The sequence below is a fragment of the Hymenobacter sp. ISL-91 genome, from assembly GCF_018613725.1.
In the GTDB taxonomy this organism is placed as follows: domain Bacteria; phylum Bacteroidota; class Bacteroidia; order Cytophagales; family Hymenobacteraceae; genus Hymenobacter.
Genome location: NZ_JAGGPS010000009.1, coordinates 1 through 26561, shown reverse-complemented (window position 1 = coordinate 26561; position 26561 = coordinate 1). Strand labels below are relative to the sequence as shown.

At 59.7% G+C, this 26561-nt stretch carries 23 protein-coding genes; 9 read left to right on the top strand and 14 right to left on the bottom strand.

Features of this window, described 5'->3' with window-relative positions; genetic code table 11:
* Nucleotides 1-69: 69 nt before the first annotated feature.
* From argS to rocF, 6 genes are all read right to left on the bottom strand, one after another.
* Nucleotides 70-1866: an arginine--tRNA ligase gene (gene argS, locus J7E24_RS04695; RefSeq protein ID WP_215135658.1), complete on the bottom strand. Its 1797-nt coding sequence runs from the start codon at nt 1864-1866 to the stop codon at nt 70-72.
* 190 nt (nt 1867-2056) lie between these two features.
* On the bottom strand, nt 2057-3766 hold the full coding sequence (locus J7E24_RS04690; RefSeq protein WP_215135656.1) for a PAS domain-containing sensor histidine kinase: 1710 nt from the start codon (nt 3764-3766) through the stop codon (nt 2057-2059).
* Between the two features lie 29 nt (nt 3767-3795).
* A complete protein-coding gene (locus J7E24_RS04685) occupies nt 3796-4131 on the bottom strand; it encodes a circadian clock KaiB family protein (protein WP_251047024.1) in 336 nt (111 codons plus the stop codon).
* A gap of 7 nt (nt 4132-4138) precedes the next feature.
* On the bottom strand, nt 4139-4429 hold the full coding sequence (locus J7E24_RS04680; protein ID WP_410779719.1) for a circadian clock KaiB family protein: 291 nt from the start codon (nt 4427-4429) through the stop codon (nt 4139-4141).
* An 81-nt stretch (nt 4430-4510) separates the two neighbouring features.
* Nucleotides 4511-6226, bottom strand: coding sequence for a circadian clock protein KaiC (gene kaiC, locus J7E24_RS04675; RefSeq protein ID WP_251047023.1), 1716 nt, complete (start codon nt 6224-6226; stop codon nt 4511-4513).
* A gap of 174 nt (nt 6227-6400) precedes the next feature.
* Complete coding sequence (gene rocF / locus J7E24_RS04670; protein ID WP_215135650.1) at nt 6401-7375, bottom strand: arginase; 975 nt, start codon at nt 7373-7375, stop codon at nt 6401-6403.
* Between the two features lie 418 nt (nt 7376-7793).
* Here rocF and J7E24_RS04665 point away from each other — a divergent pair, with 418 nt between their 5' ends.
* The 3 genes from J7E24_RS04665 to J7E24_RS04655 all read left to right on the top strand — a co-directional run bounded on the left by J7E24_RS04665 (nt 7794) and on the right by J7E24_RS04655 (nt 9881).
* Entirely contained in the window at nt 7794-9197 is a 1404-nt protein-coding gene (locus J7E24_RS04665) for an arginine decarboxylase (protein ID WP_215135945.1), read from the top strand.
* Nucleotides 9198-9387: 190 nt separating this feature from the next.
* A complete protein-coding gene (locus J7E24_RS04660) occupies nt 9388-9546 on the top strand; it encodes a hypothetical protein (RefSeq protein WP_215135648.1) in 159 nt (52 codons plus the stop codon).
* 176 nt (nt 9547-9722) lie between these two features.
* On the top strand, nt 9723-9881 hold the full coding sequence (locus tag J7E24_RS04655) for a hypothetical protein (protein WP_215135646.1): 159 nt from the start codon (nt 9723-9725) through the stop codon (nt 9879-9881).
* A 70-nt stretch (nt 9882-9951) separates the two neighbouring features.
* Here the strand turns inward: J7E24_RS04655 and J7E24_RS04650 are convergent, their stop codons facing one another.
* On the bottom strand, nt 9952-10482 hold the full coding sequence (locus J7E24_RS04650) for a D-glycero-alpha-D-manno-heptose-1,7-bisphosphate 7-phosphatase (protein ID WP_215135644.1): 531 nt from the start codon (nt 10480-10482) through the stop codon (nt 9952-9954).
* Nucleotides 10483-10681: 199 nt separating this feature from the next.
* Here J7E24_RS04650 and hemG point away from each other — a divergent pair, with 199 nt between their 5' ends.
* From hemG to J7E24_RS04635, 3 genes are all read left to right on the top strand, one after another.
* Nucleotides 10682-12016: a protoporphyrinogen oxidase gene (hemG, locus tag J7E24_RS04645; protein WP_215135643.1), complete on the top strand. Its 1335-nt coding sequence runs from the start codon at nt 10682-10684 to the stop codon at nt 12014-12016.
* Nucleotides 12017-12297: 281 nt separating this feature from the next.
* A complete protein-coding gene (locus tag J7E24_RS04640; protein ID WP_215135641.1) occupies nt 12298-13104 on the top strand; it encodes a polyprenol monophosphomannose synthase in 807 nt (268 codons plus the stop codon).
* 72 nt (nt 13105-13176) lie between these two features.
* Nucleotides 13177-14124, top strand: a complete 948-nt coding sequence (locus tag J7E24_RS04635; RefSeq protein WP_215135639.1) for a TerC family protein — start codon at nt 13177-13179, stop codon at nt 14122-14124.
* A 420-nt stretch (nt 14125-14544) separates the two neighbouring features.
* Here the strand turns inward: J7E24_RS04635 and J7E24_RS17845 are convergent, their stop codons facing one another.
* Complete coding sequence (locus J7E24_RS17845) at nt 14545-16689, bottom strand: transglycosylase domain-containing protein (RefSeq protein WP_215135637.1); 2145 nt, start codon at nt 16687-16689, stop codon at nt 14545-14547.
* A 283-nt stretch (nt 16690-16972) separates the two neighbouring features.
* Between J7E24_RS17845 and purB the strand changes: the two genes are divergently transcribed.
* A complete protein-coding gene (gene purB / locus J7E24_RS04625) occupies nt 16973-18328 on the top strand; it encodes an adenylosuccinate lyase (protein WP_215135635.1) in 1356 nt (451 codons plus the stop codon).
* Between the two features lie 45 nt (nt 18329-18373).
* On the opposite strand, the gene J7E24_RS04620 is transcribed toward purB, so the two are convergent.
* The gene (locus tag J7E24_RS04620) at nt 18374-18961 is read right to left on the bottom strand and encodes a hypothetical protein (protein ID WP_215135634.1); all 588 of its coding nucleotides are present in this window, start codon (nt 18959-18961) and stop codon (nt 18374-18376) included.
* 198 nt (nt 18962-19159) lie between these two features.
* On the opposite strand from J7E24_RS04620, the gene J7E24_RS04615 reads away from it, so the two are divergent.
* Nucleotides 19160-20263: a glycosyltransferase family 9 protein gene (locus J7E24_RS04615; RefSeq protein WP_215135633.1), complete on the top strand. Its 1104-nt coding sequence runs from the start codon at nt 19160-19162 to the stop codon at nt 20261-20263.
* 12 nt (nt 20264-20275) lie between these two features.
* On the top strand, nt 20276-20617 hold the full coding sequence (locus J7E24_RS04610) for a hypothetical protein (RefSeq protein WP_215135631.1): 342 nt from the start codon (nt 20276-20278) through the stop codon (nt 20615-20617).
* Nucleotides 20618-20910: 293 nt separating this feature from the next.
* Here J7E24_RS04610 and J7E24_RS04605 read toward each other — a convergent pair whose 3' ends face one another.
* Genes J7E24_RS04605 through J7E24_RS04585 form a run of 5 tightly spaced genes read right to left on the bottom strand, consistent with a single transcriptional unit; the run spans nt 20911 to nt 26298 of the window.
* Complete coding sequence (locus tag J7E24_RS04605) at nt 20911-22035, bottom strand: glycosyltransferase (protein ID WP_215135629.1); 1125 nt, start codon at nt 22033-22035, stop codon at nt 20911-20913.
* A 32-nt stretch (nt 22036-22067) separates the two neighbouring features.
* On the bottom strand, nt 22068-23054 hold the full coding sequence (locus J7E24_RS04600; protein ID WP_215135627.1) for a glycosyltransferase family 2 protein: 987 nt from the start codon (nt 23052-23054) through the stop codon (nt 22068-22070).
* Nucleotides 23047-23580: a DUF4199 domain-containing protein gene (locus J7E24_RS04595; protein WP_215135625.1), complete on the bottom strand. Its 534-nt coding sequence runs from the start codon at nt 23578-23580 to the stop codon at nt 23047-23049. Before J7E24_RS04595 ends, J7E24_RS04600 begins: the two co-directional genes overlap by 8 nt.
* Nucleotides 23581-23622: 42 nt before the next feature.
* On the bottom strand, nt 23623-24210 hold the full coding sequence (locus tag J7E24_RS04590; protein WP_215135623.1) for a DUF4199 domain-containing protein: 588 nt from the start codon (nt 24208-24210) through the stop codon (nt 23623-23625).
* A gap of 39 nt (nt 24211-24249) precedes the next feature.
* The gene (locus J7E24_RS04585; RefSeq protein ID WP_251047022.1) at nt 24250-26298 is read right to left on the bottom strand and encodes a BatA domain-containing protein; all 2049 of its coding nucleotides are present in this window, start codon (nt 26296-26298) and stop codon (nt 24250-24252) included.
* Nucleotides 26299-26561 lie beyond the last annotated feature (263 nt).

The following is a 26561-nucleotide window of genomic DNA, read 5'->3' as shown; positions in this document are numbered from 1 at the left end:
GCCTCGCTGGGGCTCTGGATTTTACAGCTTCTTCATAGCTACCGATATATCGCCCCGCTGGGGCTCTTTTTACATCCGCTCGGGGACTTCGATGCCGAGCAGGCCCATGCTGGTTTTGAGGGCGCGGCCAGTCTGAGCCGAGAGGGCCACGCGGAAGGCCCGCTTGGTTTCGTCGGCTTCGGCCACGATGGGCACTTCGGCGAAGAAGCGGTTGTAGGCGCGGGCCACATCGTAGGCGAACTGGGCTACCAAAGCAGGCGACTGCACGCGGGCGGCTTCGGCCACCACGACCTCGTAGCGTGCCAGCTCCTGAATCAGGTCCCGCTCGGTGCCCTGCAGCTCAGTAACCCCTTCCAACGAGCCGCCACCGGCCACTACGCCGCGCTCGGCGGCTTTGCGCAGGATGCTGGAAATACGGGCGTGGCTGTACTGGATGAACGGGCCGGTGTCGCCTTCGAGCTTCACCGACTCCTCGGGGTTGAAGAGCATGCGCTTCTTGGGGTCCACCTTCAGCAGGTAGTACTTGAGCGCGCCCAGGCCCAGCATGTGGTAAAGGCGTTCGAGCTCGTCGTCGCTCAGGCCCTCGGTTTTGCCCTTTTCGAGGGTGGCGGCGCGGGCGGCGTCCACCACTTCGCGCACCAGCTCGTCGGCGTCGACTACGGTGCCTTCGCGGCTTTTCATCTTGCCCGAGGGCAAATCCACCATGCCGTAGCTGAGGTGATGGATGGCGTCGGCGTAGGGCTTGCCCAACTTCTGGAGCACTGCCCGCAGCACCTGCATGTGGTAGTTCTGCTCGTCGGCAATCACGTACACGCTCAAATCGTAGCCGAAATGCTCGAACTTGAGCTCGGCCGTGCCCAAATCCTGGGTGATGTAGACGCTGGTACCGTCGGCGCGCAGCAGTAGTTTCTCATCGAGACCTTCTTCTTTCAGGTCTACCCATACCGAACCGTCGTCCTTCTTGAAAAACACACCTTTCTGCAGGCCTTCTTCTACGCGCTCCTTGCCCAGCAGGTAGGTTTGCGACTCATAATAGAACTTGTCGAAATCGACGCCGATGTTCTGGTAGGTGGCGTCGAAGCCCTCGTACACCCAGCCGTTCATCTGCTTCCAGAGGCTGACCACGGCCTCATCCTGGGCTTCCCAGGCCCGGAGCATATCCTGGGCTTCGAGCATGAGCGGAGCCTTCTTTTTGGCTACCTCGGGAGCCACGCCCTCGTTTTCGAGCTGGCGCACCTGCTCGCGGTAATGCTTCTCGAACAGCACGTAATACTTGCCCGCCAGGTGGTCGCCCTTGATGCCAGCACTCTGCGGGGTCTCGCCCTGGCCATAGTACTGGTAAGCCAGCATCGATTTGCAGATGTGGATGCCCCGGTCGTTCACCAGGTTGGCCTTGGTGACTTCGGCGCCGGTGGCTTTGAGGATTTCGGCCACCGAGTAGCCCAGAAAGTTGTTGCGCAAATGGCCCAGGTGAAGGGGCTTGTTGGTATTGGGCGACGAGTACTCGACTACCACGCGCTGCGGGCCGCCGGTGGCTACGGGCGTGCCGGCCGGCCGCTGGCGCAGGGCCTCAAACACCCGCATCCACTCGCTGTCGGCAATTTCCAGGTTGAGAAAGCCCTTCACCACGTTGAAGCCCGAAACCCGCGGCTCGTGGGCCAGCAGGTACTCGCCCAGCGCCTGCCCGATTTGCTCGGGGCCCTTGCCCAGGGTTTTGGTGAGCGGGAAAGTAACGAGCGTAAACTGGCCCGCGAAATCTTTGCGGGTGGCCTGCAGCGGCAGCTGCGCGGCGGGCACATCGGCCCCGAATACGTGGTGAATGGCCGCGCTGAGGGCGGTTTTGAGGCTTTGTTCGAGTTGCTGCACAGGATAGGATCGTAGGGGCCGCAGCGGCACGAGCGGCGGGAAACGAAGGCGCGCACTGCGGCCGCGGCAACGGCCGCCACCCCCGAAACTGCCGGGGCCTCCTTGTATGCAAAGGTAGAAAGTGCGGCCGGATGCCTACCGATTTTTTGCAGCGCCCCTCCCGGCCTGCCAAAGCCGGCTACGCCGTGCCTTACTCGGGCAGAAACACCGTGAAAACCGACCCTTCGCCCAGCCGGCTTTCCACGGCAACGCGGCCGCCGGCATTTTCGGCTATTTTCTTCACCATGTATAGCCCGATGCCCGAGCCCTCCACGTGGTCGTGCAGGCGCTGGAACATGGTAAACAATTGGCGGTCTTCGCGCAGGTCAAGGCCCAGGCCGTTGTCGTGCACCTGCAGGGCTATAAAGCCCGGCTCGGCTGGGCCGCAGTGCAGGCGCACGCGGGCGGGCCGGGCCGGGTGGTGATACTTGAAGGCGTTGCTGAGCAGGTTGTACACAATGGAGCGCAGGTTTTTTTCGGCCAGCACCACGGTTGCGCACTCCTCAATAGCCACCTCCAGCTCGCCTTCCGCCGTCTGAATCAGGGGCTGCAGGTCCAGGCGCACATCTTCGATAAGCGGGGCCAGCGCCACGGGTGTGCGGGGGAGGGAGCTGTCTTTCTGCAGCTTCGAAATATCGGTCAGGTTCTCAATCGTGCGCTTAAAGCGGTCCACCGAGTCCTGCATCATGCGCAACACGGGCTCCACGGCATCGGGTCGCTGCTCGGCGGGCAGTTCCTGATTCAGCGTTTCCAGCAGCCCCTCAATGTTGGTAATGGGCGAGCGAAGGTCGTGGGAAGCGGTGTAAATGAAATTATCAAGGTCGGCGTTGATGCGGATGAGCTGGGCGTTGTTGTCGCGCAGCTCCTGCCGGGTTTCTTCCACGCGGGCCAGGGCCAGCTTCTGGTCGTGCATATCGGTGTAGGTGCCAATCCATTGCACCAGCTCGCCGGCCTCGTTGCGCGAGGGCCGGATGCGGCCCAGCATCCAGCGGTAATGGCCCTGAGCGCTCAGAATGCGGCACTCCACTTCTATGCCCTGGCCGTTGGCAATGGCTTCGCGCCAGCTTTGCAGTACACTGGGCAGGTCGTCGGGATGCAGATACGAAAGGGTGCTGCCCGGCGCAAAACGCACTGCCGGCGGCTGGCCGGTGTAGTCGTACCAGTGGCGGTTGAGGTAAGTGGGCAGGCCCTGGGGGTCGGCCGTCCAGGTAACGTGCGGAATACCTTCGAGAATGCGGCTGGTTTCTGCCGCTGCCTGCGCCTGCACCCGCAGCTCCTGCTGCTGTAGTTCCAGCAGTGCGTTCTGGGCCATTACCCGCGCCCGAATTACACTGATTTCGCGCCGCGCCGATACGTCGGTGGCAATAACGGCCAGCACTGGTGCTTCGGCGGCCGAGCCCAGCACGTTCAGGGCCAACGCCACGGGCCGCAGCCGACCGCCGGCGGTAAGCAGTGGCATTTCGCCCTTGCTTTTCCCGGCCCAGCCGTTTGCTACCAGTTGATGCCAATACTCCCGGAAATCAGCGGGCACAAACTGGCTGAACGAGTTGCCCATCATCGTTTCGAGCGGCGCTTCGAGCAGGCCCGCCAGACAGGCGTTGCAATAGAGCACCGTGGCATCGGGCGAGAGTAGCAGCGCGCCCTCGTTCATCTGCTCAATCAGGGTACGGTAGCTCTGGTCGGCGCCTTCGAGCGTGAAAATGCGTGGCCCCTCGGGCCCCTGTACGGCCAGCGCATCGATGCTGCCGGTGCGGATGGCCGTCAGCAGCTCTTCGGCTTCGAAGAGCTGCTGGCGCAACTCTTCGTTTTCGCGGGCCAGCTGGGCGGGCGTTGGAGAGGTAGGGTCGGAATCGGCACGCATTGCCTGGTAGCTTAGCTGAGTTGAGCTGGTTATGATTCGGGGTCAAGCTCGGGGCCGAAACCGGGGTCCAGACCCAGCAGGCGTAACGCCCGCGGCCGGTCCGATAAGTCGCCCACCAGCCAGCGTTGCGGCTCGGGGCTTACTTTAATAAGCGTAGGCGCGGCAACAATGCGGGCCGTCTGGGCCAGTTCGGGCTGTTGGTAGATGTCGATGATAGTCAGCTCGTAGCGCCCGGCCAGGTACTGCTCGCAGATGTCTTTGAGGTTGCGCACGGCCCGCATTGAGTTGGGCGTGGCACCGGTAATATAGAGCTCCAGCACGTAGTCGGGCGGACGCGCATCGGTGGGGGGCCATTGCTGCATCATGGCGCGCCTAGGAGGGGTCGAGGGCCCGCAGATCGAGTCCGACCAGCACCCGCTCGTGGTTGGACAGGTCGCCGATGATTTTGCGGATGGGCGCGGGCACCTTGCGCACCAACGTAGGAATGGCCAGAATCTGGTCGCCTTCGGCCAACTGCGGATGCTCCAGCAGGTCGATGATTTCCAGGCGGTAGCGCCCTTTCAGGTGCTTTTCGCAATAGGTTTTCAGGTTAGCCAGCGCCGTCATCGACTTTACCGTCTGCCCGGCTACGTACAACCGCAGCTCCCACATATCCTCGCTCATAGTTTTCATTTACGGGTTTTGAGGACTGGAAATTCAAGCCAGTCGGAAGCTGCCACCTGATCCTCCCTCACCTGCTAACGGCTACGCGCCCGAACCGTTGGGCGTAGCCGGCAGTTGGGCCGAGATACTGTGGCCCAGCTGCCGGCGCTCCTCGGCCAGCGTATCGTGGCGCTGCTGCTCCTCCGAGTTCACCCGGCGCAGCTCCTCCTCCACCGATTCGAACTCGGTGCGCAGGTTGGCAATGGTGGCTTCCAGCACCCGGCGCTTGCGCTCCAGGTCCCGGTCGCGGCGCTCGGCTTCCTGGGCGGCGGCCAGCTGGCGGGCCTGCTCCTGAATGTGCTGGGCAAGGCGGCTGGCTCCGGTAATAATGCCGGTTGGGCCCACCAGCACATCAAGCAGCCGGATGCCCTGCTCGCCTATCACAAACTCGCGCACCTGGTTGGAGTGGGCCATGCCCCGGGCCTTCAGAATACTGATGCCGCGGTTCCGCTCGCCCACCCCCTCCAGGTCGCGCACATGAATCCAGGTATCTACGAGCGAAGAAATTCCCTCATCCGTCATTTCCTGCTGGCCCCGGTTGCCGCTCACAAGGGCCGTAAACAGCGCGTTGATGCCCTGCACCTTTAAAAAGTCGACGAGCCGCGTGAGCATGCTGCTCACCTCCGAATGGCTGCCCACCGAAACAAGGTTGCTGATGGGGTCGATGATGACCGTTTGGGGCTTAAACTGCCCAATGAGCCGGTGAATGGTGACCAAATGGCGCTCCAGGCCGTTGAGTGTAGGGCGGCTGGCTTCGATGCGCAACTGGCCGCTGTCAATAAACGGCTGCAAGTCGAGGCCCACCGTGGCCATGTTGCGCAGCAGCTGGGCCGGCGACTCCTCAAAGACGAAAAACAGGCACCGCTCGCCGCGGCGGCAGGCTTCGAGGGCAAACGAGGCGGCCAGCGTCGTTTTGGCTGTGCCCGCTGTACCTGTAACCAGGCTGCTGCTGCCCTGGTAAAGGCCACCGCGCCGGAACATGGCGTCCAGGTCAGCCACTCCGGTCGATACCACCTCGTCGGACACATTATGTTCGAGCTTGAGCGACGTAACGGGCAGTACCGAGAGCCCCTCCTCGGTGATGATGTAGGGGTATTCGTTGGTACCATGGGTGCTGCCGCGGTACTTCACAATGCGCAGCCGCCGGGTGGTAATCTGGTCGATTACGCGGTTGTCGAGCAGAATTACGCAGTCCGACACGTACTCCTCCAGGCCCTGGCGCGTAAGCGTGCCCTCGCCTCGCTCGGCTGTAATAACGGTGGTAACGCCCTTGTCTTTCAGCCAGCGGAACAGCCGGCGGATTTCCGAGCGTAGCACAGCTTCGTTAGTGAAGCCCGAAAACAACGACTCGATAGTATCGAGCACCACGCGCTTGGCCCCGATGGTATCGATGGCGTAGCCCAGCCGGATAAACAGCCCTTCGAGGTCGTACTCGCCGGTTTCGTCAATTTCGGCCCGGTCGATGTGTACGTGGTCGAGGCGCAGTTTTTTATCGGCCACCAGCTGCGGCAGATCGAAGCCCAGCGAGGCCACGTTGGCGGCCAGCTCGGCCGCCGTTTCCTCGAAGGCCATCAGCACGCCCGGCTCGTCGTAATCGAGGATGCCGCGCACCAGAAACTCGATGCCGAGCAGGGTTTTACCGCAGCCCGCACTGCCGCACACCAGCGTAGGCCGACCCAGCGGAAGGCCTCCCTCGGTTATTTCATCGAGCCCCTCGATGCCGGTACGGGCTTTAGGCAACTGAGAAAGGGGTCTCAAAGGAGTCGGCGACTGATTGGGCATAAGGCAAACTTTGTCGCAAGATAACGGGAGAGGGATGAAATAGTTAGCCGATGGCCAGGCGGCGGAGTAGCTATGCTACCGCAATGCCGGTATAAGCCAATAGCATGCTGCGCTGAGCGCAACATGCTATTGGTTTTCAATGGATTATCGCTACCGGCTTATCACTTCGGCCAGGCGCAGACGGGTCTGAATGGCGTCGGTGGCGGCTTCGAGGATGTCGAAGGCGTTATTGGCCATAGTGTTCTCCTGGTCGAGGGTGGGGTTGATTTCCACCATCTCGAAGCACACTACCCGGTCGTTTTCGAGCAGAGCGCGGCACAGGCCAATGGCTTCCTCCACGTTCAGACCGTCCTCAACGGGCGTACCGGTACCCTTGCTGAAGCGCGAATCCAGCGAGTCTACATCGAACGAGATGTACACCATGTCGCAGAAGCGCAGGCGCTCATAAATTTCGCGGGCTACCTGCCGGATGCCTTTGCTGCGGACTTCATCGAGCTGGTAGTTTTTAATGCCCAGGCGCTCGATAATAGCGTTTTCCTCGGCCTCAGTGTCGCGCACAACCACATACACGAGGTGCTCGGGGGCTACTTTGGGGCCGGGCTCGCCCAAATCGCGCAGGCGCTGCCAGAAAAATTCGGTTTCGGCGGCGGGCTGGTTGCGCTGGCATTCGCGGTTATCGTCGTTCAGGCTCAGGGCCAGCGGCATGCCGTGCATGTTGCCCGAGGGCGTGGTGTAGGGCGAGTGGATGTCGGCATGGGCATCCACCCAAATGACACCAAGCGTTTTGTGGGGGTAGGCCGCCTTGATGCCGGCAATGGTGGCCGAGGCGTTGCTGTGGTCGCCGGCCAGCACCAGCGGGAACTCGCCCAGGCGCAGCGTTTGCTCCACGGTGCTGGCAATACCCTTCTGCACCTGGTAAATAGAGTCGATGTGGCGGGCGAAGGGGAAATGGTTTTTCTCGAACAGCACATGGTTCAGGTCGGGTACCTGCACCGAGTTGAACCGGCGGAAGTAATCGGAGCCCTTGTTGAGGCAGGCCACCTTCAGGGCATCGATGCCCATACTGGCCCCCCGGGTTCCGGCCCCAAGTTCGGAGCGGACTTCCAGCAGCTTGATACGTCGCATATTACATTGGCAGAAAAAGGGTTAGGGTGGTTAGTGGCGTATTGATTGGTAGGTAGTGAGTAGTGAGATGACGTTGGCTTGACCTGCGTGGCCTAGTAGAACGTCATTTCCCTACGCAATACCGATTACTCAATACTGACCAAATGCTTGCCGATTGAGTGGGTGGGAAATCCTCTCAGGCTTGACGCGCACGGTCCTTCCGGCGCAACCAACGAACAGAGCACAACCAAAACCCCCGCGAGGGGGTATCTTTGCATCTGCAATTTAAGGCTTAGTTGATTGTGCTTTGTGCGCCGAGAAAAGTTTTTCTCCATCCGCCGCTCCCTGTTGCTTCACGCTTTATTGTTCTGCTCCAGTTTGTTTCCTGCCTAAGCAGTATGCTTCAGGCCCTAAGCTCTAAAAACCTCCAATGCCTTACATGGACACTTACCACGACCTGATTTCCCAAACCTTCGATTTCCCGACCGACGAGTTTAAGGTTGAGAATAACGAGCTGCGCTTCGAGGGCATCGACTTAATGGCCCTGGTAAAAAAGCACGGCACGCCGCTGCGGCTGGCTTATCTGCCCAAAATCAGCTCCCAGATTCAGCGGGCCCAGGAGTGGTTTCGGCGCGGCATCGAGCAGACGGGCTACCGGGGTAAGTACTCGTACGCCTATTGCACCAAAGCTTCGCACTTCAGCTTTGTGGTGGAGGAAGCCCTCAAAAACAACGTCCACATCGAAACCTCGTCGTGGTTTGACACCAATATCATCCGGGCCATGTACGCCAAGGGCCGGGTAACCAAGGACACCTACATCATCTGCAACGGCTTTAAAACCGAGGAGTACAAGCGCGAAATCACCCGCCTCATCAACGACGGCTTCGGCAACTGCATGCCCATCCTCGACTCGCCCAACGAGGTGGATTACTACCACGAAAACGTGCGCGAATCGTGCTGCCTGGGTATGCGGCTGGCGTCGGATGAGGAGCCACGCTTTCAGTTCTATACTTCGCGCCTGGGCATCCGCTACGCCGATGCGCTGCCGCTCTACGAAAGCAAAATCAAGGACGACCCGCGCTTCGAGCTGAAGATGCTGCACTACTTCATCAACACCGGCATCAAGGACACGTCCTACTACTGGTCGGAGCTGAGCCGGTTTGTACACCAGTACTGCGAGATGCGCAAGGTGTGCCCCACGCTCACAACCATTGATATCGGCGGCGGCCTGCCCATCCAAACCTCCATTCAGAAGGAGTACGACTACCCGTACATGATTGAGGAGGTGCTGCGGACCATCAAGCGCATCTGCACCGAAGAAGGCGTGCCCGAGCCCGATGTTTTCACCGAGTTCGGCATCTTCACGGTGGGCGAATCCGGCGCTACCATCTACTCGATTCTGGACGAAAAGCTGCAGAACGATAAGGAGCTCTGGTACATGATTGATGGTTCGTTCATCACTAACCTGCCTGATACCTGGGCCCTGAACCAGCGCTTTATCATGCTGGCCCTCAACGGCTGGGACAAGAAATACAAGAAAATTCAGCTCGGCGGCCTCACCTGCGACTCGCAGGACTACTACAACTCCGAGAAGCACATTTACCAAGTGTTTCTGCCCGAGCGCAAGCCCGCCACCGACGCCGAGCCGCTGTATGTGGGTTTCTTCCACACGGGCGCCTACCAGGAAAGCCTCTCGGGCTACGGCGGCGTAAAGCACTGCCTGATTCCGGCCCCCAAAATGGTAATTCTCGACCGCGACGCCGACGGCAACCTCACCGACCGGGTGTTTGCCGAGGAACAGACCGGCGAGTCGATGCTGCGGATTCTGGGCTATCAGGTATAGCGACATGGGGCTTGTCCTCTCTCCTACCCAGCTCAGAAGCGGGAGTCCCAGGCCGGGGCTCCCGCTTTTTTTGGGCCTCCGCATGGCCTACGGCCACAGCGTTGGCCGGGTAGTTGCAAGGCGGGTTCCAGCCGGTTATCTTTATGGCCGATATCTTCTTTGGGCGGTGCTCTTACTCTTGTTTTCACGCATGAAAAAACTCCTACTCCTCGCTTGCATTGCCGGCCTCGGCCTCGGCTCTTGCAACAAAAAATCCAACTGCCCGGCTTACAGCGGCATCAAGGATGCCAACCGGGTTTCGTCGACCATCACGGCCCAGGGTCCGGTTGCCGCCCCCGACCGGCAGTAGCGGCCCCGCTTCGGCCTCACGCCTTTAAAACGTCTTCTCTATCCGGGAAGGCGTTTTTGCATTACGGCGGGTAGATACTTTTGGCTAACAGGGCAATTTGGTGGCAATTGAATCGTTTGGGAGCTGCAAGCGTTGCGCTTAGCACCCACCCTCTACCATCCAGTTAGCATTTTGCCATGAAAAAGCTTCTTATTTTCGGACTCTTCCTGTCCTTCGGAGCCATATCCTGCCGTACGCAGTGCCCCGCCTTCACTTCGGTAAAGCCTGCTTCGCACCAGGCTACCCCAGTGGCGCCCTGGCTGGCCAGCGCGGCCGCTGCCTCCGGTCAGCCGTAACAGTTCGCTCCGCAGCTGCCTCGCCCGGCCGCCGGCTTCTGCCACCGCAGAACGTCGGCGGCCGGTTGCTTTATTGGGCTACTACTACTGCCGCGTCAGCAGCCAGTATAAAATCGGTGGCGGTGGGCAGGTCGGCGGTGCGGGGGGTGTAGCCGGCCGGCTCGTCGGGGCCCACCAGCAAGCCGCGTACGCCTGCTTTTTCGGCAGCAGCCATGTCGCGAAGCCGGTCGCCCACCAGCCAGCAGCGAGCCGCATCGAGCCCGAAACGCGCCAGCGCCTGTTCCAGCATCAGCGAATCGGGCTTGCGGCGCAGGCTCTCCGACACGCTGGGGTGGCCGGGGGCGAAGTACAGGGCGTCGATAAGTCCGCCCACGGCCTGCTGCAGCTTGGCGTGGCAGGCCTGCACATCGGCCGCCGTGTAGAGGTCACGGGCAATACCCGCCTGGTTGGTTACCACAATCAGGAGGTAACCGGCGGCCTTTAGTCGGGCCAGACTCTCGGGCACCCCCGGCAGCACCTCAAAACGGCTCGGCTCCCATACATACGTCCCGATTTCGCGGTTAAGCACTCCGTCGCGGTCCAGAAAAACGGCTTTGTTCATGAGGTTGTTGAGCTGATGCGCAGGCAAAGATAGAAGCGTGTTTTCTCGAACGGCAGCGCACCACAGGATCTGGTGCTGGTCGAACTAGTCGCTCCTACGGCCGCGCTGGCGGGGGGCTCACTGTTCACCTCGCCAAGCAGGGCCGTATCTTTGCCCGGGCATCAGCACAGCGGCACACCAAATAATCAGCATATCGAAAATGGCTATTGCAATTATCGGCGGGGGTATTTCGGGCCTTACACTGGCCTGGGGGCTGCAGCGGGCGGGTATTGATTACGACCTGTTTGAGGCCAGTACGCGGCCGGGCGGCACCATCTGCTCGGAACAGCACGGCGGCTACCTGCTCGAAGTGGGACCCAACTCGCTGCAGCTCTCCGACGAGCTGGCGGCCCTGCTGAGCGAGCTGGGGCTGAACGATAAAATTGAGGATGCGGCCGCCGTGAGCCAGAACCGCTACGTGCTGCGTGGCGGCGCCTACCAACCGTTGCCCGGCACCCCGCCCGGCCTGCTCACCAGCAAGTTTTTCAGCCTGAAGGGCCGCTACTATATTGTGCGGGAGCTGTTTCGCAAGCCGGAGCCCGTAAACGAACTGGAAACGCTAAGCGCGTTTTTCACCCGGCGCTTTGGCCCCGAGGTAGTCGAGTATGCGCTCAACCCCTTCATTTCAGGCATCTACGCCGGTGATCCTTCGCAGCTGCTGCTCCACAAAACCTTCCCGCAACTGGCCGCCCTGGAGCAGCAGCACGGCTCGGTGCTGCGCGGGCTGATGCAGGGAAAAAGCAAAGCCGGCCGCCGCCGCGTGGTGTCGCTGGCCGGGGGCCTCCAAACGCTGCCCGCCACGCTGGCCGCCAAGCTGCGCCGGGCCCATTTCGGGCAGGCCGCCACCCGCCTGCACCGCCACAACGACGACGGCCGCTGGGAGCTGGAAACCACTGCCGGCCCCGCGCCGCGCCTGTACAAGCAGGTGGTGCTGGCCCTGCCCACCTACGCCGCCGCGCCGCTGCTGGCCGAGCAGTTTCCGGAGCAGGCCGCCGCGCTGGCCGCCGTGTACTACCCGCCTATGGCCGCTGTGTACACCGCCTACCAGCGCGCCGATGTGGGCCATCCGCTCAATGGTTTTGGGGCCCTGCACCCCAAGGCCGAGCAGCCCTACGCAGCCGGCAGCATCTGGACCAGCTCGCTTTTTACCAACCGCGCCCCGGCCGGACAGGTACTGTTCACCACGTTTGTGGGCGGCACCCAGTACGAGCCCCAGGCCCTGGAGCCCGCCGCCGAGCAGTTGGCGGCCGTACATGCCGAGCTTAGCCGCTTTTATGGGTTGAAAGCCGGGGCGGCGCCCGTCTGGCAGCACCGCTATTTCTGGCCCCGTGCCATCCCGCAGTTCGATGCCCGTATTGTGCCCGCTCACGCCGCCGCCGATGCCTTGCAGGCCCAGGGCCTGTATGCCACAGCCAACTGGCGGGCAGGCGCCGGCGTGCCCGACTGCGTGCGCCATGCCCGGCAGCTGGCCGCCACGCTGGCGGCGGTCCGGTAGGCTCGGGGTGGTCAGCTGCCGGGCCAGGTATAACGGTTCGAGGGCGTGGCACCGGGTTTCATTAGACCTCAGATCAACCCAACGGCAACAAGCGCCGAAACCCTATATTCGCTGAACCCACAGGCCGCAGAGCGGTTATCTGGCCTGCGACAAGCAACCCGCGGCGGGCCAGGCGCATCTTTCGGACAGCTTGCCGGCCTTTTGCCTCATCACTTGCGCTGTCGGCAGCCGTATTTCGTTCGGCGGCCCCGCTCCTCGCGCAAAATTTTACCTTTACGGCAATGACTGACGGCCTCGTTCTGATACCAACCTACAACGAGCGAGAAAACGCGGAATTGATTATCCGTAAGGTATTCTCGCTGCCCCAGCCGTTCGACGTGCTCATCATCGACGATGGCTCGCCCGACGGCACGGCTGCCATTGTGCGCGAGCTGATGGCGGAGTTTCCGGAGCGGCTGTTTTTAGAGGAGCGTAGCGGCAAAATGGGGCTGGGCACGGCGTACCTGCACGGTTTCCGCTGGGCCCTGGCTCGCGGCTACGAGTATGTGTTCGAAATGGACGCCGACTTCTCGCACAACCCCGAGGACCTGACGCGCCTCTACGATGCCTGCGCCACCCAGGGCTACGACCTGGCCATCGGCTCGCGCTACATTGAGGGGGTGAATGTAGTAAACTGGCCCATGAGCCGGGTATTGATGTCGTATTTCGCGTCGGCCTATGTGCGCTTAGTAACGCGTATGCCCATCATGGATGCTACGGCCGGCTTCAAGTGCTACACGGCCCCGGTGCTGCGGGTAATTATGCGCGAGCGAATCCGGTTTGTGGGTTATGCTTTCCAGATTGAGATGAAGTGGCTGGCCCATAAGTATGGATTCCGGCTCAAGGAAGTACCGATTGTATTTACCGACCGCACCCGGGGCACGTCCAAGATGAGTAAAGGCATCTTCAAAGAAGCCTTTTTTGGCGTAGTACAAATGAAACTCAGTAGCCTGTTTCGCCGCTTCGACCGTACGGCGGCGGCTACCAGCCCTGCCCACCAACCCAGCCCCCTGACGACGGCTGCCACGGCCGGCCCCACCGACTCGTAAACGCACCAGACAACCGCCTAACCGTTATGCCCCGGCCCGGCCTTTTGGCGGCGGCCGCGTATCTTGCCACTAATGGAAATTTCCCCGCTGTTCTGGGTTGGCTTCAACGTAGTTGTGCTCGCCCTGCTGTTGCTCGACCTGCTCGTTTTCAACCGCAAAGACCACGTTGTGAGTATGCGCGAAGCCTTGAGCTGGAGCGCTTTCTGGATTGCGCTTTCGCTGGGCTTCAACTATCTGGTTTACCAGTGGTTGGGTAAAGCCGCGGCGCTGGAGTTTCTAACGGGCTACCTCATCGAGAAGTCGCTGAGCGTTGACAACCTGTTCGTATTTCTACTGATTTTCACCTATTTCAAGGTGCCGGCGCAATACCAGCATAAAATCCTGTTCTGGGGAATTATCGGGGCCCTGGTGCTGCGTGCAGTATTTATTCTGGTGGGGGCGGCGCTGCTGGCCAAGTTCCATTTCCTCATGTATGTGCTCGGGGCCTTCCTGGTGTATACAGGTATCAAAATGGCTACCAGTGGCTCCGAGCCCGAAATAGACCCCGACAATAATCCAATAGTCAAGTTCCTGAGTCGCCATTTGCCCATCACCAGCCAGCTGCACGGCGGCAATTTTTTCGTGCGCAAAGACGGCGTCCTGTTCGCCACGCCCCTGCTGGTGGTGCTGGTGATGGTGGAAACCACCGACGTGATTTTTGCCGCCGACTCCATACCGGCTATTCTGGCCGTCTCGCGCGACACATTTATCGTGTACACCAGCAACGTGTTTGCGTTACTGGGCCTGCGGGCGCTGTATTTCGCCCTCGAAGGCCTGATGCGCCTGTTTCATTACCTGCACTACGGGCTGGCACTTATCCTGGTGTTTATCGGTGGCAAGCTGCTCGCAGAAGGATTCGACGTGCATGTCTCGATGGGCTGGTCGCTGGGCACGGTGGGGTTCATTCTGGTCATGTCGGTGGTTCTGTCGTTGCTGTTCCCGAAACCTGTTGCGCAGGAAAGCAAGACAACAGGCGAGTAGCTGTGCGCTGGTCAAACCCCAGTAGGGCACATCGGCCGCCGCCAATCAACGATTCAGATAGCTTGGACTAAGGACCATTTGGGTTAGCCTGCTACAGATCCGCGCCATATCAGTAGCATCAGCCTACCCAAGAATAGCAAAAGCCCCAGTGGGGTGACACCATTCGTTGAACAATGGGTGTCGCCTCACTGGGGCTTTTGCTATTGCTGGGTAGGTTGCTCGGCAGTGACCGATATAGGGGCGGGGCTTGTTCCCGTCTGCCGTTACTACTTGCTTTGCCAGGCAGCTAAGAAGTCATCCAACGAATTGTTCTAACGGCGGGCGGGGACAAGCCCCGCTCCTACGTCGGCCACTGCGCCTTGAGCTAGGGCGCAATAGAGGCAGGAATGAACCACAGATTACAGGAAATCACCCCTCCTGCTACTCCGGCTTCGGTGGAACGGCCGTGCCTGCCGGAACCTCCTGGCTGACGGGCACATCGGTGCCGAGCAAGTCGAGCAGGTCGATGGGTTCGTCGAATCGGGTCGAGTCGGGAGCCAGAGACAGGCGGGTGGTATCGGGACGGGCGCTAAAGTTCATGGCCTGCAGGCCACGCCCGCTGAAACTCAGGCCGCCCACACTTTCTGCCTCACTCTCCGAAATGTACCCCCGACGGGCCATCAGCTGGGCAATCAGGCGGCGGAAATAACGCGACGAACTGCGCAGGTCGCCGTACTGGTTGAAGCCGGCCCTAAAGCGCTTCGGGCTCGGAATAATGCTGGCCAGATACAGGCTTTCGGACAGATTGAGGTTGGCGGGCGACTTGTCGAAGTAAAACTCGGCTGCCTCGTGCACACCGTAAATTTTCGGGCCCCACTCGATGATGTTCAGGTACACTTCCAGCATCCGCTGCTTGCTGGCCAGCCGGGTATTCTCAATAATCCAGACGATAAGCGCCTCCTCGACCTTGCGTACAATGGTTTTCTTGCGGGTCAGGAACACGTTTTTCACCAGCTGCATCGAGAGGGTACTGCCGCCGCGGGCGAAGCGCCGCTCCTTCAGGTTCTGGATGGCCGACTTCACAAAGGCCTTCTCCATAAACCCGCGGTGGGTCATGAAACGCGGGTCTTCGGCCGTCATGATGGCGTACTTCAGGTAATCGGAAACCTGGTTATAAGGCGTGAATTCAGGGTTTTCGGGGCCCACGGTAAACACCTTCACCGAGTCGCCCTTGTCGTTGTAGGCCGTGTAGCGGAACGACTCGTTGAGCTTGTTGAGGTTTTCGCGCCCGAAGCGGGTGATGCGGAATTTGGTAGCCCGCAGGCTCGAATCGAACTCCAGGCTATCTACCTGGTTCATGTCGAGGGCGGCGTGCAGCTTGTACTGCAGCGTGCCCTCGGCACGGGTGCCTTCCAGGGTTTCAAACATGCCCTCGGGCAGGGCCTCGAAAAAGTCGTTGGCCTTGGTTTCCGATGACGCTACATCCAGGTTCACCACCATCCCAGCCAGCGCCTGGCTGCGGCTGGTCAGGCCATTGATGCTCTTGCCGATAACCCGCTCGGGCACCGGCCGGCGGCGTACGCTCAGCTCCGGAAAGAACTCCATGCGGTTGAGCAGCACCCGGGTGCCCTTTTCGAGCGCAAACGACGCCTGCCCCAGCCGGGTCACGAAATCGATGCCCCCGCGTGGGAAGCGCACATCCTGATCGGACAGTTTGGGGTGGTTAACAATGAAATTGACGGCCGAAGCCGTGCCGGTCAGCAGCAGCTCATCGCGCCGGAAAGTCTTGTCGGAAAGGCTGATGCGAACGGTATCGAACTGCACCCGGGCGCCGTAGCGGCGCTGCACAAAAGGCAGCACCACCGGCCGCTTATCGAGCCCGAACACCTGGGCGTCCACCTCGTAGCTGCCGGCGTCGATGGAGCCGGTAATGCCCACCCGGTTTTCCACCGAGTCAATCAGGGCCGTCATCTCGCCCGAAATTTCACCGCTCTGGATGGCCAGCCGCGGCATTACGAGGCGGGCGCGGTGGCGCGGCGCGTCGTAGGTAATGAGAAATTCGCGGAAATCGGCCTCGTCGGGCACATTATCGAAGGTGGCTTCGAGCAGCTGATTGGCTAACAGGCCGTAGTTAGTACCCTTGGTTGTGTCGCGGACCACGGTAGGCTCTCCCTTTTTCTTCTTGTAGAGAAAGGAGTAGTTGTCGGTTCCGTTGGCGGTCTGGCGGGCCGTGAGGCGCACGGTATCAATTTCGAGGTTGCTGAACACGGGCCGGCCGGCAAACAGGCTACGCACGCTGAGCGAGGCACGCACGGTGCGGGCGCGCAGCAGCGTGTCGGTTAGCGGGGCCGTGGGCACTACACTGATACCGCGCAGCTCTACCGTATTCAGGTCTGTGAATCGGGCCGGACCCAGCGTGAGCGTTACCGGAAACTTGGCTTCTACCTTGGCCTTCACTCGTACCAGGGCCGCTTCGAGCAACTGCTGGCGCTTAACCAGAAACAGGCCCAAACCAGCCAGCAGCAGCACCGCCAGGATGCCCAGGCCGATACCAATTCTTTTCTTAATGACGGGAGTGATGTGCACGAATCGGGGAGAAAGCGGAAGGCCAGAGCCGGGCGAACCAGCAACGGGCCGAACCCGCCACCGGCCAAGTAGCTTAAGGGCAAAGGTAAACAAAAAGCCCTGCGCCCTAAGTGCCTAAATGAACGAAAACTCCTGTTATGGACAATTCGACATCCGGAAGGTGAACAGCGTGGCCGGAAACTATTTCCGGCTAGCATCCGCTAAGTAGGTTGTTGGCGTTACGGACGCCGGATTACGGATGAGAGTATATTTGCCTGCGAACTCACTCCTTCCCTTCTTGCTGATGCCTGACACCGCCACCCTCACGCCGCTTACCGCCGTTTCGCCCCTGGATGGCCGCTACCACCGCCAGACGGCCCCGCTAACGGCCTATTTTTCGGAGCTGGCCCTGATTCGCTACCGCGTGCTGGTGGAAGTAGAGTACTTCATTGCCCTGGCCGAGCTGCCCCTGCCCCAGCTGGCGGGCGTAGATGCGGCCTCGTTTGGGTCGTTGCGGGCTATTTACACCGATTTTACCGCCACCGATGCCGAGGCCGTGAAAGCCCATGAGCGCGTAACCAACCACGATGTAAAGGCCGTGGAGTACTTTCTGCGCGACAGGTTTTCGGCGTTGGGGCTGGGCGAGTTCGTGGAATTCATCCACTTCGGCCTTACCTCGCAGGACATCAACAACACCGCTATTCCGCTAAGCCTGCAACACGCCCTGCTGCACACGCTGCTACCCGGCTACGCCGCCGTGCGCAACCAGCTGGCCACCCGCGCCCAGGAGTGGGCCGCTGTGCCCATGCTGGCCCGCACCCACGGTCAGCCGGCCTCCCCTACCCGCCTGGGCAAGGAGATTGAGGTGTTTGTGGCCCGGCTCGATGCCCAGGTAGAGCTGCTGGGCCAGGTGCCGTTTGGGGCCAAGTTCGGCGGCGCTACGGGCAACTTCAACGCCCACCACGTCGCCTACCCCACCCTCGACTGGCACCAGTTTGCCCAGCAGTTCGTGGAAAGCCGGCTGGGGCTCAAGCGCAGCCACCCCACCACCCAAATCGAGCACTACGACCACCTGGCGGCCCTCTGCGACGGCCTCAAGCGGCTCAACACCATCCTTATCGACCTGGCCCGCGACGTGTGGCAGTACATTGCCATGGGCTACTTCCGCCAGACGGTAAAGGCCGGCGAAGTGGGCTCCTCGGCCATGCCGCACAAGGTGAACCCCATCGATTTCGAAAACGCCGAGGGCAACCTGGGCCTGGCCAACGCCGTGCTGGAGCACCTGGCGGCCAAGCTCCCCATCAGCCGGCTCCAGCGCGACCTCACCGACTCGACGGTGCTGCGTAACCTGGGCGTGCCGCTGGGCCACACGCTCATCGCCCTCACGGCGTTGCAGCGTGGCCTCGGCAAGCTGGCCCTCGACGAAGCCGCCCTGCACCGCGACCTGGAAGCCAACTGGGCCGTGGTGGCCGAGGCGCTGCAAACCATATTGCGCCGCGAAGCCTACCCCGACCCCTACAACGCCCTCAAAGCCCTCACCCGCACCGGCGAGGCCATTTCGCAGGACACCATCCGCGGGTTTGTCGACGGCCTCGATGTAAGCGACGCCGTGAAGCAGGAACTGCGTGCCATCACGCCGCAGAACTACGTGGGCATGTAGAGGTCTGTACCGCGAAATTCTATTTCGTGGTACAGGCATACGGTCCTAATTTTCCAGAAGCCGCTCGATTTCGGCGGTTTCATAGTCCAGCAGGCGCAGGCGCAGCTCCAGCAGCTGCGCCGTGCTGCTGTCGTAGGCCAGCGTTTGGGCGGCTTGCTGCGTGAGGTGGTCGATTACCTGCGCAACAAAGGCATCGTCGGGGGCCAGCGTGGCCTGTAGCTGGGGAAGGGCCTGCTGCCGGAGCCGGGCCTGGGCCAGGCGCGTCTGGCAGCGGGCCAGCTGCTTTTCCAATGGATATTTCTCCAGCGCTATCTTTTGCTGCCGCAGTTCCAGAGTTTCCCGCTCATCGGGCAGCAGCGGCGCGGGCGCTTCGGTGGCGGCGGCGGGCGTAGGGGCCGGGCCGTAGGGGGCGGGCAGCTGCTGCTGAAGGGCCACCAGCCGCAATTCGGCCGCCGTTGGCAGATAGCGGATACTGCCAGGACCCGTGCCGTCTTGGCCGTCCATTGTTAGGGTCGAGCGCGACACGCCCAGCAGGTACGCCAACTGCTGCTGCGTCAGGCCAAAACCGGCCTGCACCGCTTTCGACGTATTCAGGTAAGGCGAAGGTGGATGGTGGCGGGAAAATTTGCGCATAGTCTGAAGCGAAAAGCAGCCGGCGAAATATGTGTCATTAATTTGTGTGTCAATATACAATGCCACACATACTAATGACACACGTTTGCTGCAAGCAGTCAATGCCGTTGCGGTTGCCCCCATCCTGCTACTTTTACCAGCTCATTCGTGGCCGTTGTAGTCTCTACCGCCAGCCCGCTTCCTTCGTTTCTCTCTCCCATGCCCGACCTCAACGGCCTGCCCGTGCATCCCGACTGCCGCCATTTCCGGGGCGATTTGCCCTGCCGGCCCAACAAAACCAACGGCTACACCTGCGCCGACTGCCCGGTGTACGCGCCCGTTACGAGCCGGATTCTGATTATCAAGCTTGGGGCCATCGGCGACGTCATTCGGACCACACCGCTGCTGCGGCGGCTGCGGCAGGAGCGGCCGGGCTGCTTCATCACCTGGCTCACGCTCACGCCCGCCATCCTGCCCCAGCACGCTATTGAGGAAATTCTGAAGTTCGATTTCGCCAGCGCCCTGCAGCTGCAGGCCCGCGAGTTCGATATCGTGATCAACCTCGACAAGGAAAAGGAAGCCTGCGCGCTGCTGAACACGATTAAGGCCCCCGAGAAGTTCGGCTACGCCCTGCGCCCCGCCGATGGCGTGCCCTGGCCGGTGAACGAGTTGGCCAGCCACAAGTACCTCACCGGCGTGTTCGACCAGCTTAGCCTGGCCAACACCAAGCCCTACGTGCAGGAGATTTTCGAGCTCTGCGGCTTCGATTTCCGGGGCGAGGAATACGTGTTCGACACCCATGACGACAAGGGCTACGACTGGAGCCGGCTTCCCACCGACGCCGGCCCCCGCATCGGCCTGAATACCGGCTGCGGCGACCGATGGACGACGCGCCTGTGGAGCACCGAAAAGTGGACCACGCTCATCACGCAGTTGCAAGCAGCCGGCTACGCGCCCGTACTGCTGGGCGGGGAGGCCGAAGACGCCCGCAACCGCGAGCTGCACGCCGCCACCGGCGCGGCCTACCTCGGCACGTTTCCGCTGCCTCAGTTCATCAACCTCATGCACCAGATGCAGGGTATCGTGACGCAGGTAACTATGGGCATGCACATCAGCATCGCCCTCCAAAAGCCCACGATTCTGATGAACAATATCTTCAACCCCCACGAATTCGACCTCTACGGCCGCGGCCAGCTCGTGCAGCCCAACCGCCCCTGCGTCTGCTTCTACCGCGGCACCTGTAAGCTGGGCACGAGCTGCATGGAGGATTTGCCGGCGGAAAAGGTGTTTGAGGCGGTAAAGGCGAGCGTGGCTAACATTTAGGTGCTTTTGCCAGTGAAAGGCCCCTACAAAACCGTATTCTTTCTGACTCTCATCACAGCGGTGTTGGTTAGCCTGTTGATTGGCATCTACTCACCTGGTGATTTTATTAGGGACGGCGATCCGGATACTGGGACCATTCTGTTTATAAAGCCAAACCCCGTAGCGGTTCTACGAAGAAGTGCTGCCGCTGTGGCTCTAGTGATGAGCCTGCCACTGCTGGTGCTCGTAGTATCTAAGGTTGCTGCCGCCGCAACCAAGCAGAAATCTCATTTCCGCCGCCGCCTCTGGTTGTTCTGGTTGCTGGCAATGGTCTTCTGGCTTTTTGCCGCAGACTGGTATCCGCTGAGCGACTAACTACTCTCCACCCTTACGAATGGGACAGTCCCGGAGGGGCGACATATCGGTAGGAAACTACCCGTTCCTCCAGCCTAAAGCCCCAGCGGGGCGACATCAATCGTCCAAAGACCAGTGTCGCCCCGCTGGGGCTCTAGTTTTTCCTCAGCTCGTTCTGGCTACCGATATGTCGCCCCTCCGGGGCTGAAACACCTATTTAGGTATGGACGGTTGGCCGGTACAATGGAATGCGAGGGACTCCTGATGGATAGGACTTCACGTGTTATATTTTCCGGCCTCGCAATGACAGGCGCTCAGCCCGCCACTTCCTTTAAGGCGGCCACCATCACCTCCCACGAAAACTCCTTACGCTTCACCGCCACTCCGGCCATAAACTCGGCCTCCCGCTGCTGGGTGTAGAAATCCACCAGCGCGTCGGCAATGGCGCGGGGCGCGGGCGGCACTACGTAGCCCACTTCCCCGTCCGGAATCAGTTCGGCCAGCCCGCCCACGTCCGTTACCAGCATCGGGCGACCGAAGTGGTAGGCAATCTGCGAGACGCCGCTTTGGGTGGCATTTTTGTAGGGCTGCACCACGATGTCGGCGGCACAGAAGTAGTCGGCCACCTGCTCGTTGGGGATGAAGTCGGTGGCGCGGACAAGGCGGTTTTCCAGCCTGTGCTGTCGGATGAGCGCCTCGTATGGTGCGGCGTCCTCGTAGTATTCGCCGGCAACTATCAGCTTAACCGGTAGTTTGGCCAACCGCTCATCGGCGAAGGCTTCGAGCAGGATATCGAGGCCTTTGTAGGCGCGGATGAAACCGAAGAACAGTAGGTAGCTAAAGGCCGGATCGAGTTGCAGGGCCGCCAGGGCGGCGGTTTTGGGTTTGATGGAGCCGAAGTTGTCGTAGAGCGGATGCGGGCGATATAGAGCGGGCTGTTGGAAGCCGAGGCGGCGCAAATCGGCCAGTACCGCCCGGCTCATGGTCACGAAGCCCTGGCAGGCACTCAGGAAATAGCGCGTCAGCGGCCCGTCGCCGGGGCGGGCCTCGTGGGGAATTACGTTGTCGGTGATGGCCACTACGCGGGTATGGCGGTTGCGGCGCACGAGGCGGGCCACAGTGCCCAGCGCCGGCCCCATAAACGGCAGCCAGAACCTAAAAATCACCAAATCGGGCTGCTCGCGGCGCAGCTTCTCCCCTACTTTCCACCACGAAAGTGGATTCACCGAGTTCAGACTGACCTCAATAGCCAAACCCTCGGGCGCGGGACCAGTGCTAAACTGGGTCTGGCCCGGAAATAGAAAGTCGGGATACTGTAGCGAGAATGTCACGAGCCGCACCTCGTCGCCGGCCTCCCGGAAGGCCCGGGCCAGCCGTTCGTTGTAGTTGGCCAGGCCTCCCCGCAACGGGTATGCCGGCCCGATGATTACGACGCGCATATTGTTGGGAATGCTCAGGATGACAGTCTGATTTACTTCAGGTTCAGCCGTTCCTTGACCAAATAGTCGTTGCGGTTGTCGCCGTTTAGCTGCACCATTTCGGCCAGGAAACCAGCCAGAAACAGCTGTACACCCACAATAACCGCGACCAGGGCCAGAAAGAACAGCGGCTGGTCGGTAACGGCGCGGGTGGCCACGTTCTGCCAGGAGTGCCATACCTTATCCACCACCAGCCAGAGCGTAATCAGCATCCCGAATAAAAAGGAAACCGAGCCCATTGCCCCGAAGAAGTGCATCGGCCGCCGCCGGAACCGACTCACAAACGTGATGCTCATCAGGTCGAGGAAGCCATACACGAACCGCTCCAGCCCAAACTTAGTGGTGCCGTATTTACGCTCCTGGTGTTGCACCACCTTCTCGCCGATGCGCCGGAAACCGGCCCATTTAGCAATAACAGGAATGTAGCGGTGCATTTCGCCGTACACCTCTATGCTTTTCACCACCCGGCTGTCATACGCTTTCAATCCACAGTTGAAATCGTGCAGACTGATGCCCGAAATCCAGCGCGTGACGCCGTTGAAAAGCTTGGTAGGAATGGTTTTGCTGAGCGGGTCGAAGCGTTTTTTCTTCCAGCCGCTCACCAGGTCAAGCCCGTCCTGGGTAATCATGCGGTAGAGTTCGGGCAGTTCTTCGGGCGAGTCCTGCAAGTCGGCGTCCATGGTGCACACCACCCGGCCGGTGGTTTCTTTGAAGCCCACATTCAGGGCCGCCGACTTGCCATAGTTACGGTTGAAACGGATGCCCCGTAGGTGCGTGTTGGTGGCCGCTAGCTCCTCAATAACTTCCCAGGAGTCGTCGGTCGAGCCGTCATCAATGAGAATGACCTCGTAGGTCAGCCCATACTGAGCCAACACGCGGTGAATCCAGCGCGTTAGCTCAGGCAATGACTCGGCTTCGTTGAGCAGCGGAATGACGATGGACAGCTCCACCGGAAAGTGCTGCGGCAGGCGCTTACTCAAACTCAGGACGGGTATTTTTGGTGAAGGCGGATATAACAAGGGCCAGCAGGAAGGCGAAGAAAGCCGTTGCCAGAATAGTCCAGAAGATGCTTAACGGGCCGGTGGGCATCATTTTCGACGTCCATTCCATTGCCTGATCGATCTGCTCTTCACTGAGTTGACCGTCGGCCTCCATCTTGGCCCGGGCTGCAGCCACTGCCCGCTGCGCATATTCTGTATCGATAAAATTGACATATATATAATTAAAAATGCCACTCAGGACACCAATAACGGCACCGGCAACGGTGGCAATACCCAGGCCCTGCCCGTAGCTCATAAAACCACCGGAAGCCTTCTTGTAGAATTTATGTGCCAACACAATTCCTACAATCAAGATAGCAAACGTCAACAGGCCCATAACGGGCATTTGCTCCAGGTTGGCTGCCTTCAGGATCAGGGAGTAGATAACGGTGACGATACCCGTCAGCAGACCGTAGCGAATACCAACGGAAACGGGGGTTACAGCAGGAGTAGCGGTGTTTTCCATGAGCAAAATGGGAAAGTGAGTGAATGAATGCGGGAAGGTATATTATTTCCGCAAGAACACTCCACCCGGAATGCTGATAAGCACCCCGAAAAACAACTTCTTTGAAAATTCATCCTGCGCGAATTCAGCCGGCGTACGGGCTAGGTTACGTAGCGTGGCTTCGTACTGCTGCAAGCCGTTGGCCTCTTTCAGATATAGCGCCTTCGTGCTTTCCAGCAGTTTATATACTTCAGCCAAATGCTGTTCGATCAACTCCGGCCCTGTAAGCCGCGAAAACAGGTAAAAAGCCGTTGCCGACACTACTGCGCCTATTAATGCTGTCAGCAGCCCCACTCCAATACTTTTCCAGAGCCCTGGTCCATCGGGCTGGTAATAGCGCCGCAACATCACCTGGCTGGCAATGGCAGCCAAAGGTGGGAAAAAGTCGGCCAGTGTCCGTTTAGGACCATAAGGGTTGTTGTCGCTGAAATACAGAAACAGTACCCAGGCAAAGCACAGCACCCCAGTAATGGCCCCGCACAGCATGGCAGTGCGCAGTATCGGGTTCGGGACAGAAGCAGTAGTAGATTGCAAAGCAGAAGTAAAATGAAGCTGCAAGATACAGCCGCCGCCGCAACCAATCTTTACCATATCCCTGCTTCCTGCCGGGCAAAACCGGAACCTATCGGCTTATGCCGTTATAGCCGGCACAGGTGCAGGTCGCCGCTGCCAGCGCAGCAACAGCGCCTCCAACAGCAGACAGACCAGCGCCCCCCAGATGCAATACTGCCAAAGCGGCGTTCCTACCCGCGTGGCCTTATACTGAGCAGCGGCCGTCTGGCTTCCGCTGGTTTCGTATACCTGCACATTAGGACGGTTAGGGCCAATCAACGCCCGCAGCTCCGTCGCCGAATAGCTAGCCAAGTCTGATTCGCGCTTGTCAACATTGAAAGCCAGTGTAGCAATCGGGTTGCCTGATTGCTCTAGCTTATAGAATCCGGGCTGCTGCAGTCCCGGCGGCATTTCCAGTTGTAGTATATTTCCCTGACGACGATACCCTGGGATAAATGCCAGGCTGTCCTGCACCAAGCGGTACACCGTCTCTGGTCCGGCTCCGGCAGCTGGTAGTTGTACATTCACAACGGCTTGGTTAAGCCGATAAGCAGGTTGCTGCTGTTGCCGGTAGCTCTGCATGGCTAGTTTATAAAGCACCGGCACAAATAACGGGTGTTGCGCGAAGTCGGAATAAGGAGCGCTAAAGGGCGACGAAAAAACGTACACCATACCTTCACCGCTCGAGAAGCCAGCCAGGAAGCTTTCCCCATCACGCATCCGCAGTACCTCCGTACCCGTGCGCGCCCAACGCAGCACCGGAGCGGCTTTAGGCATATCCGCACGCGGATTAACACCCGCAAATACATCCTTAAAGAAAGGATTACGGCTATCGGGTAAGGCCACATCCTGCAGCACTGGCCCAGTTGACGGCACCGATTGCCATTGCACCGGCCCCAATCCCAGTTCACGGAATAACTGCCCGTATGCATCTTGGCGGTTTCTCTCCTTCGGAGGAACTACGACCAGCGTAGCCCCCTGCTGCACTGCCCGACGCAGGTTTTCGCGCAGGCCGGCACTCAGCACTGGCGCTTCGCGCAATACCAACAGGTTTCCTTCTGTGAGTTTACGGTAGTCGGCAGTCTGGGCACTGGTAAACTGGTAATCAAACAAAGGCTCATTACCATACAACCGGTCGAGTTGCTCAGTAGCAGCCACTTCTACCACACTGATTTTTGCCGCAGGTTGCAACGTGAAATAATATGTATTATCAAAATCCACCGGAAAGTCATCAACCACTATGCGGCACTCTTGCACATTTAGCCCGGTCAGGCGCAGGCGTACCTGCGTTGTAACCGTCTTCCCTGCCGGCACAGTAGCCTGAAAGGTAGCGGCCTGGCCTGACCCAACAAATAATTTGACCGGAGACTTTTCAGCTGGTTCCTGTCCCCCGTTTTTCAGCCGGATGCGCAAAGTCAGGTCAACATTGTTTCGCACAAAACCATCATCCAGCCACACGCTGTCTACGAACACATTAGCCGAGGGCCTAGCCATTGCAGGCACCAAAAACACCTGCTGAGTTGAATCAAGCAATTGTAGGCTTCGAGCCGAAAAGTCGTTCTTTTGGAAATCGGAAAACACAAACAATGGCCCAGTGCCAAGTCTTTGGCTCAATTGCTGGCGCTGAGCCAAGGCCCTAGCCAACTCACCTGCTTGGCTACTTATTTCCACTTTTTCAACAGCATTGCGGAAAGCCGCAGCGCTCAGCAAATCAGGACTGCCTGTCGCAAGTACAAATCGCGTCGATGCCGGAAAAGCCAAGGGCAGATCTGTTGCCTGATCAATAGCCTGCTCAAATACCGGCTGGTCATTAGGCCCCAACTGGCGCATGCTGGGCGAGTCGTCAAGTACCACCTGCAATACATTACCGGTAGCAACTTGCTCAGGAGCCGGAATAAAAGGCTGCGCAAATAGTAATACCAGAAAAACAACAAGCCCTATGCGGGCAGCCAATACCAACAAATGCTTCAACTTGCGTTGTCGGGCCGTTACCAGCTTTACTTCCCGGATAAATTCAACGTTGGAAAACAACACCCGCTGAGGCCGACGCAACTCAAAAAGGTGAATAGCAATAGGAATGGCAACAGCCATCAGCCCCCACAAAAACCACGGATAAGTAAATACCATGCAACAGAATCAGTAATTCCGTGAAGATAAACACAAAAAGCACGGCGTAAACTGTACCTGAGTGTAACGGCAAAAGTTGCTGGTCCTAGCAACAGCTAAGAAGACTAGATGCTTGGTGTGTACTATAGAAGTCCCGACTAAAATCATGTACTCTGCTGCTCAGGAAAATCTTTCCCCTAATAACATGATAGAAAACAGGTATAAATAGTATCGGGCCCGAAACAGTAACCGCGGCCCCACCGGCTATGACGTCGTACGGCCCG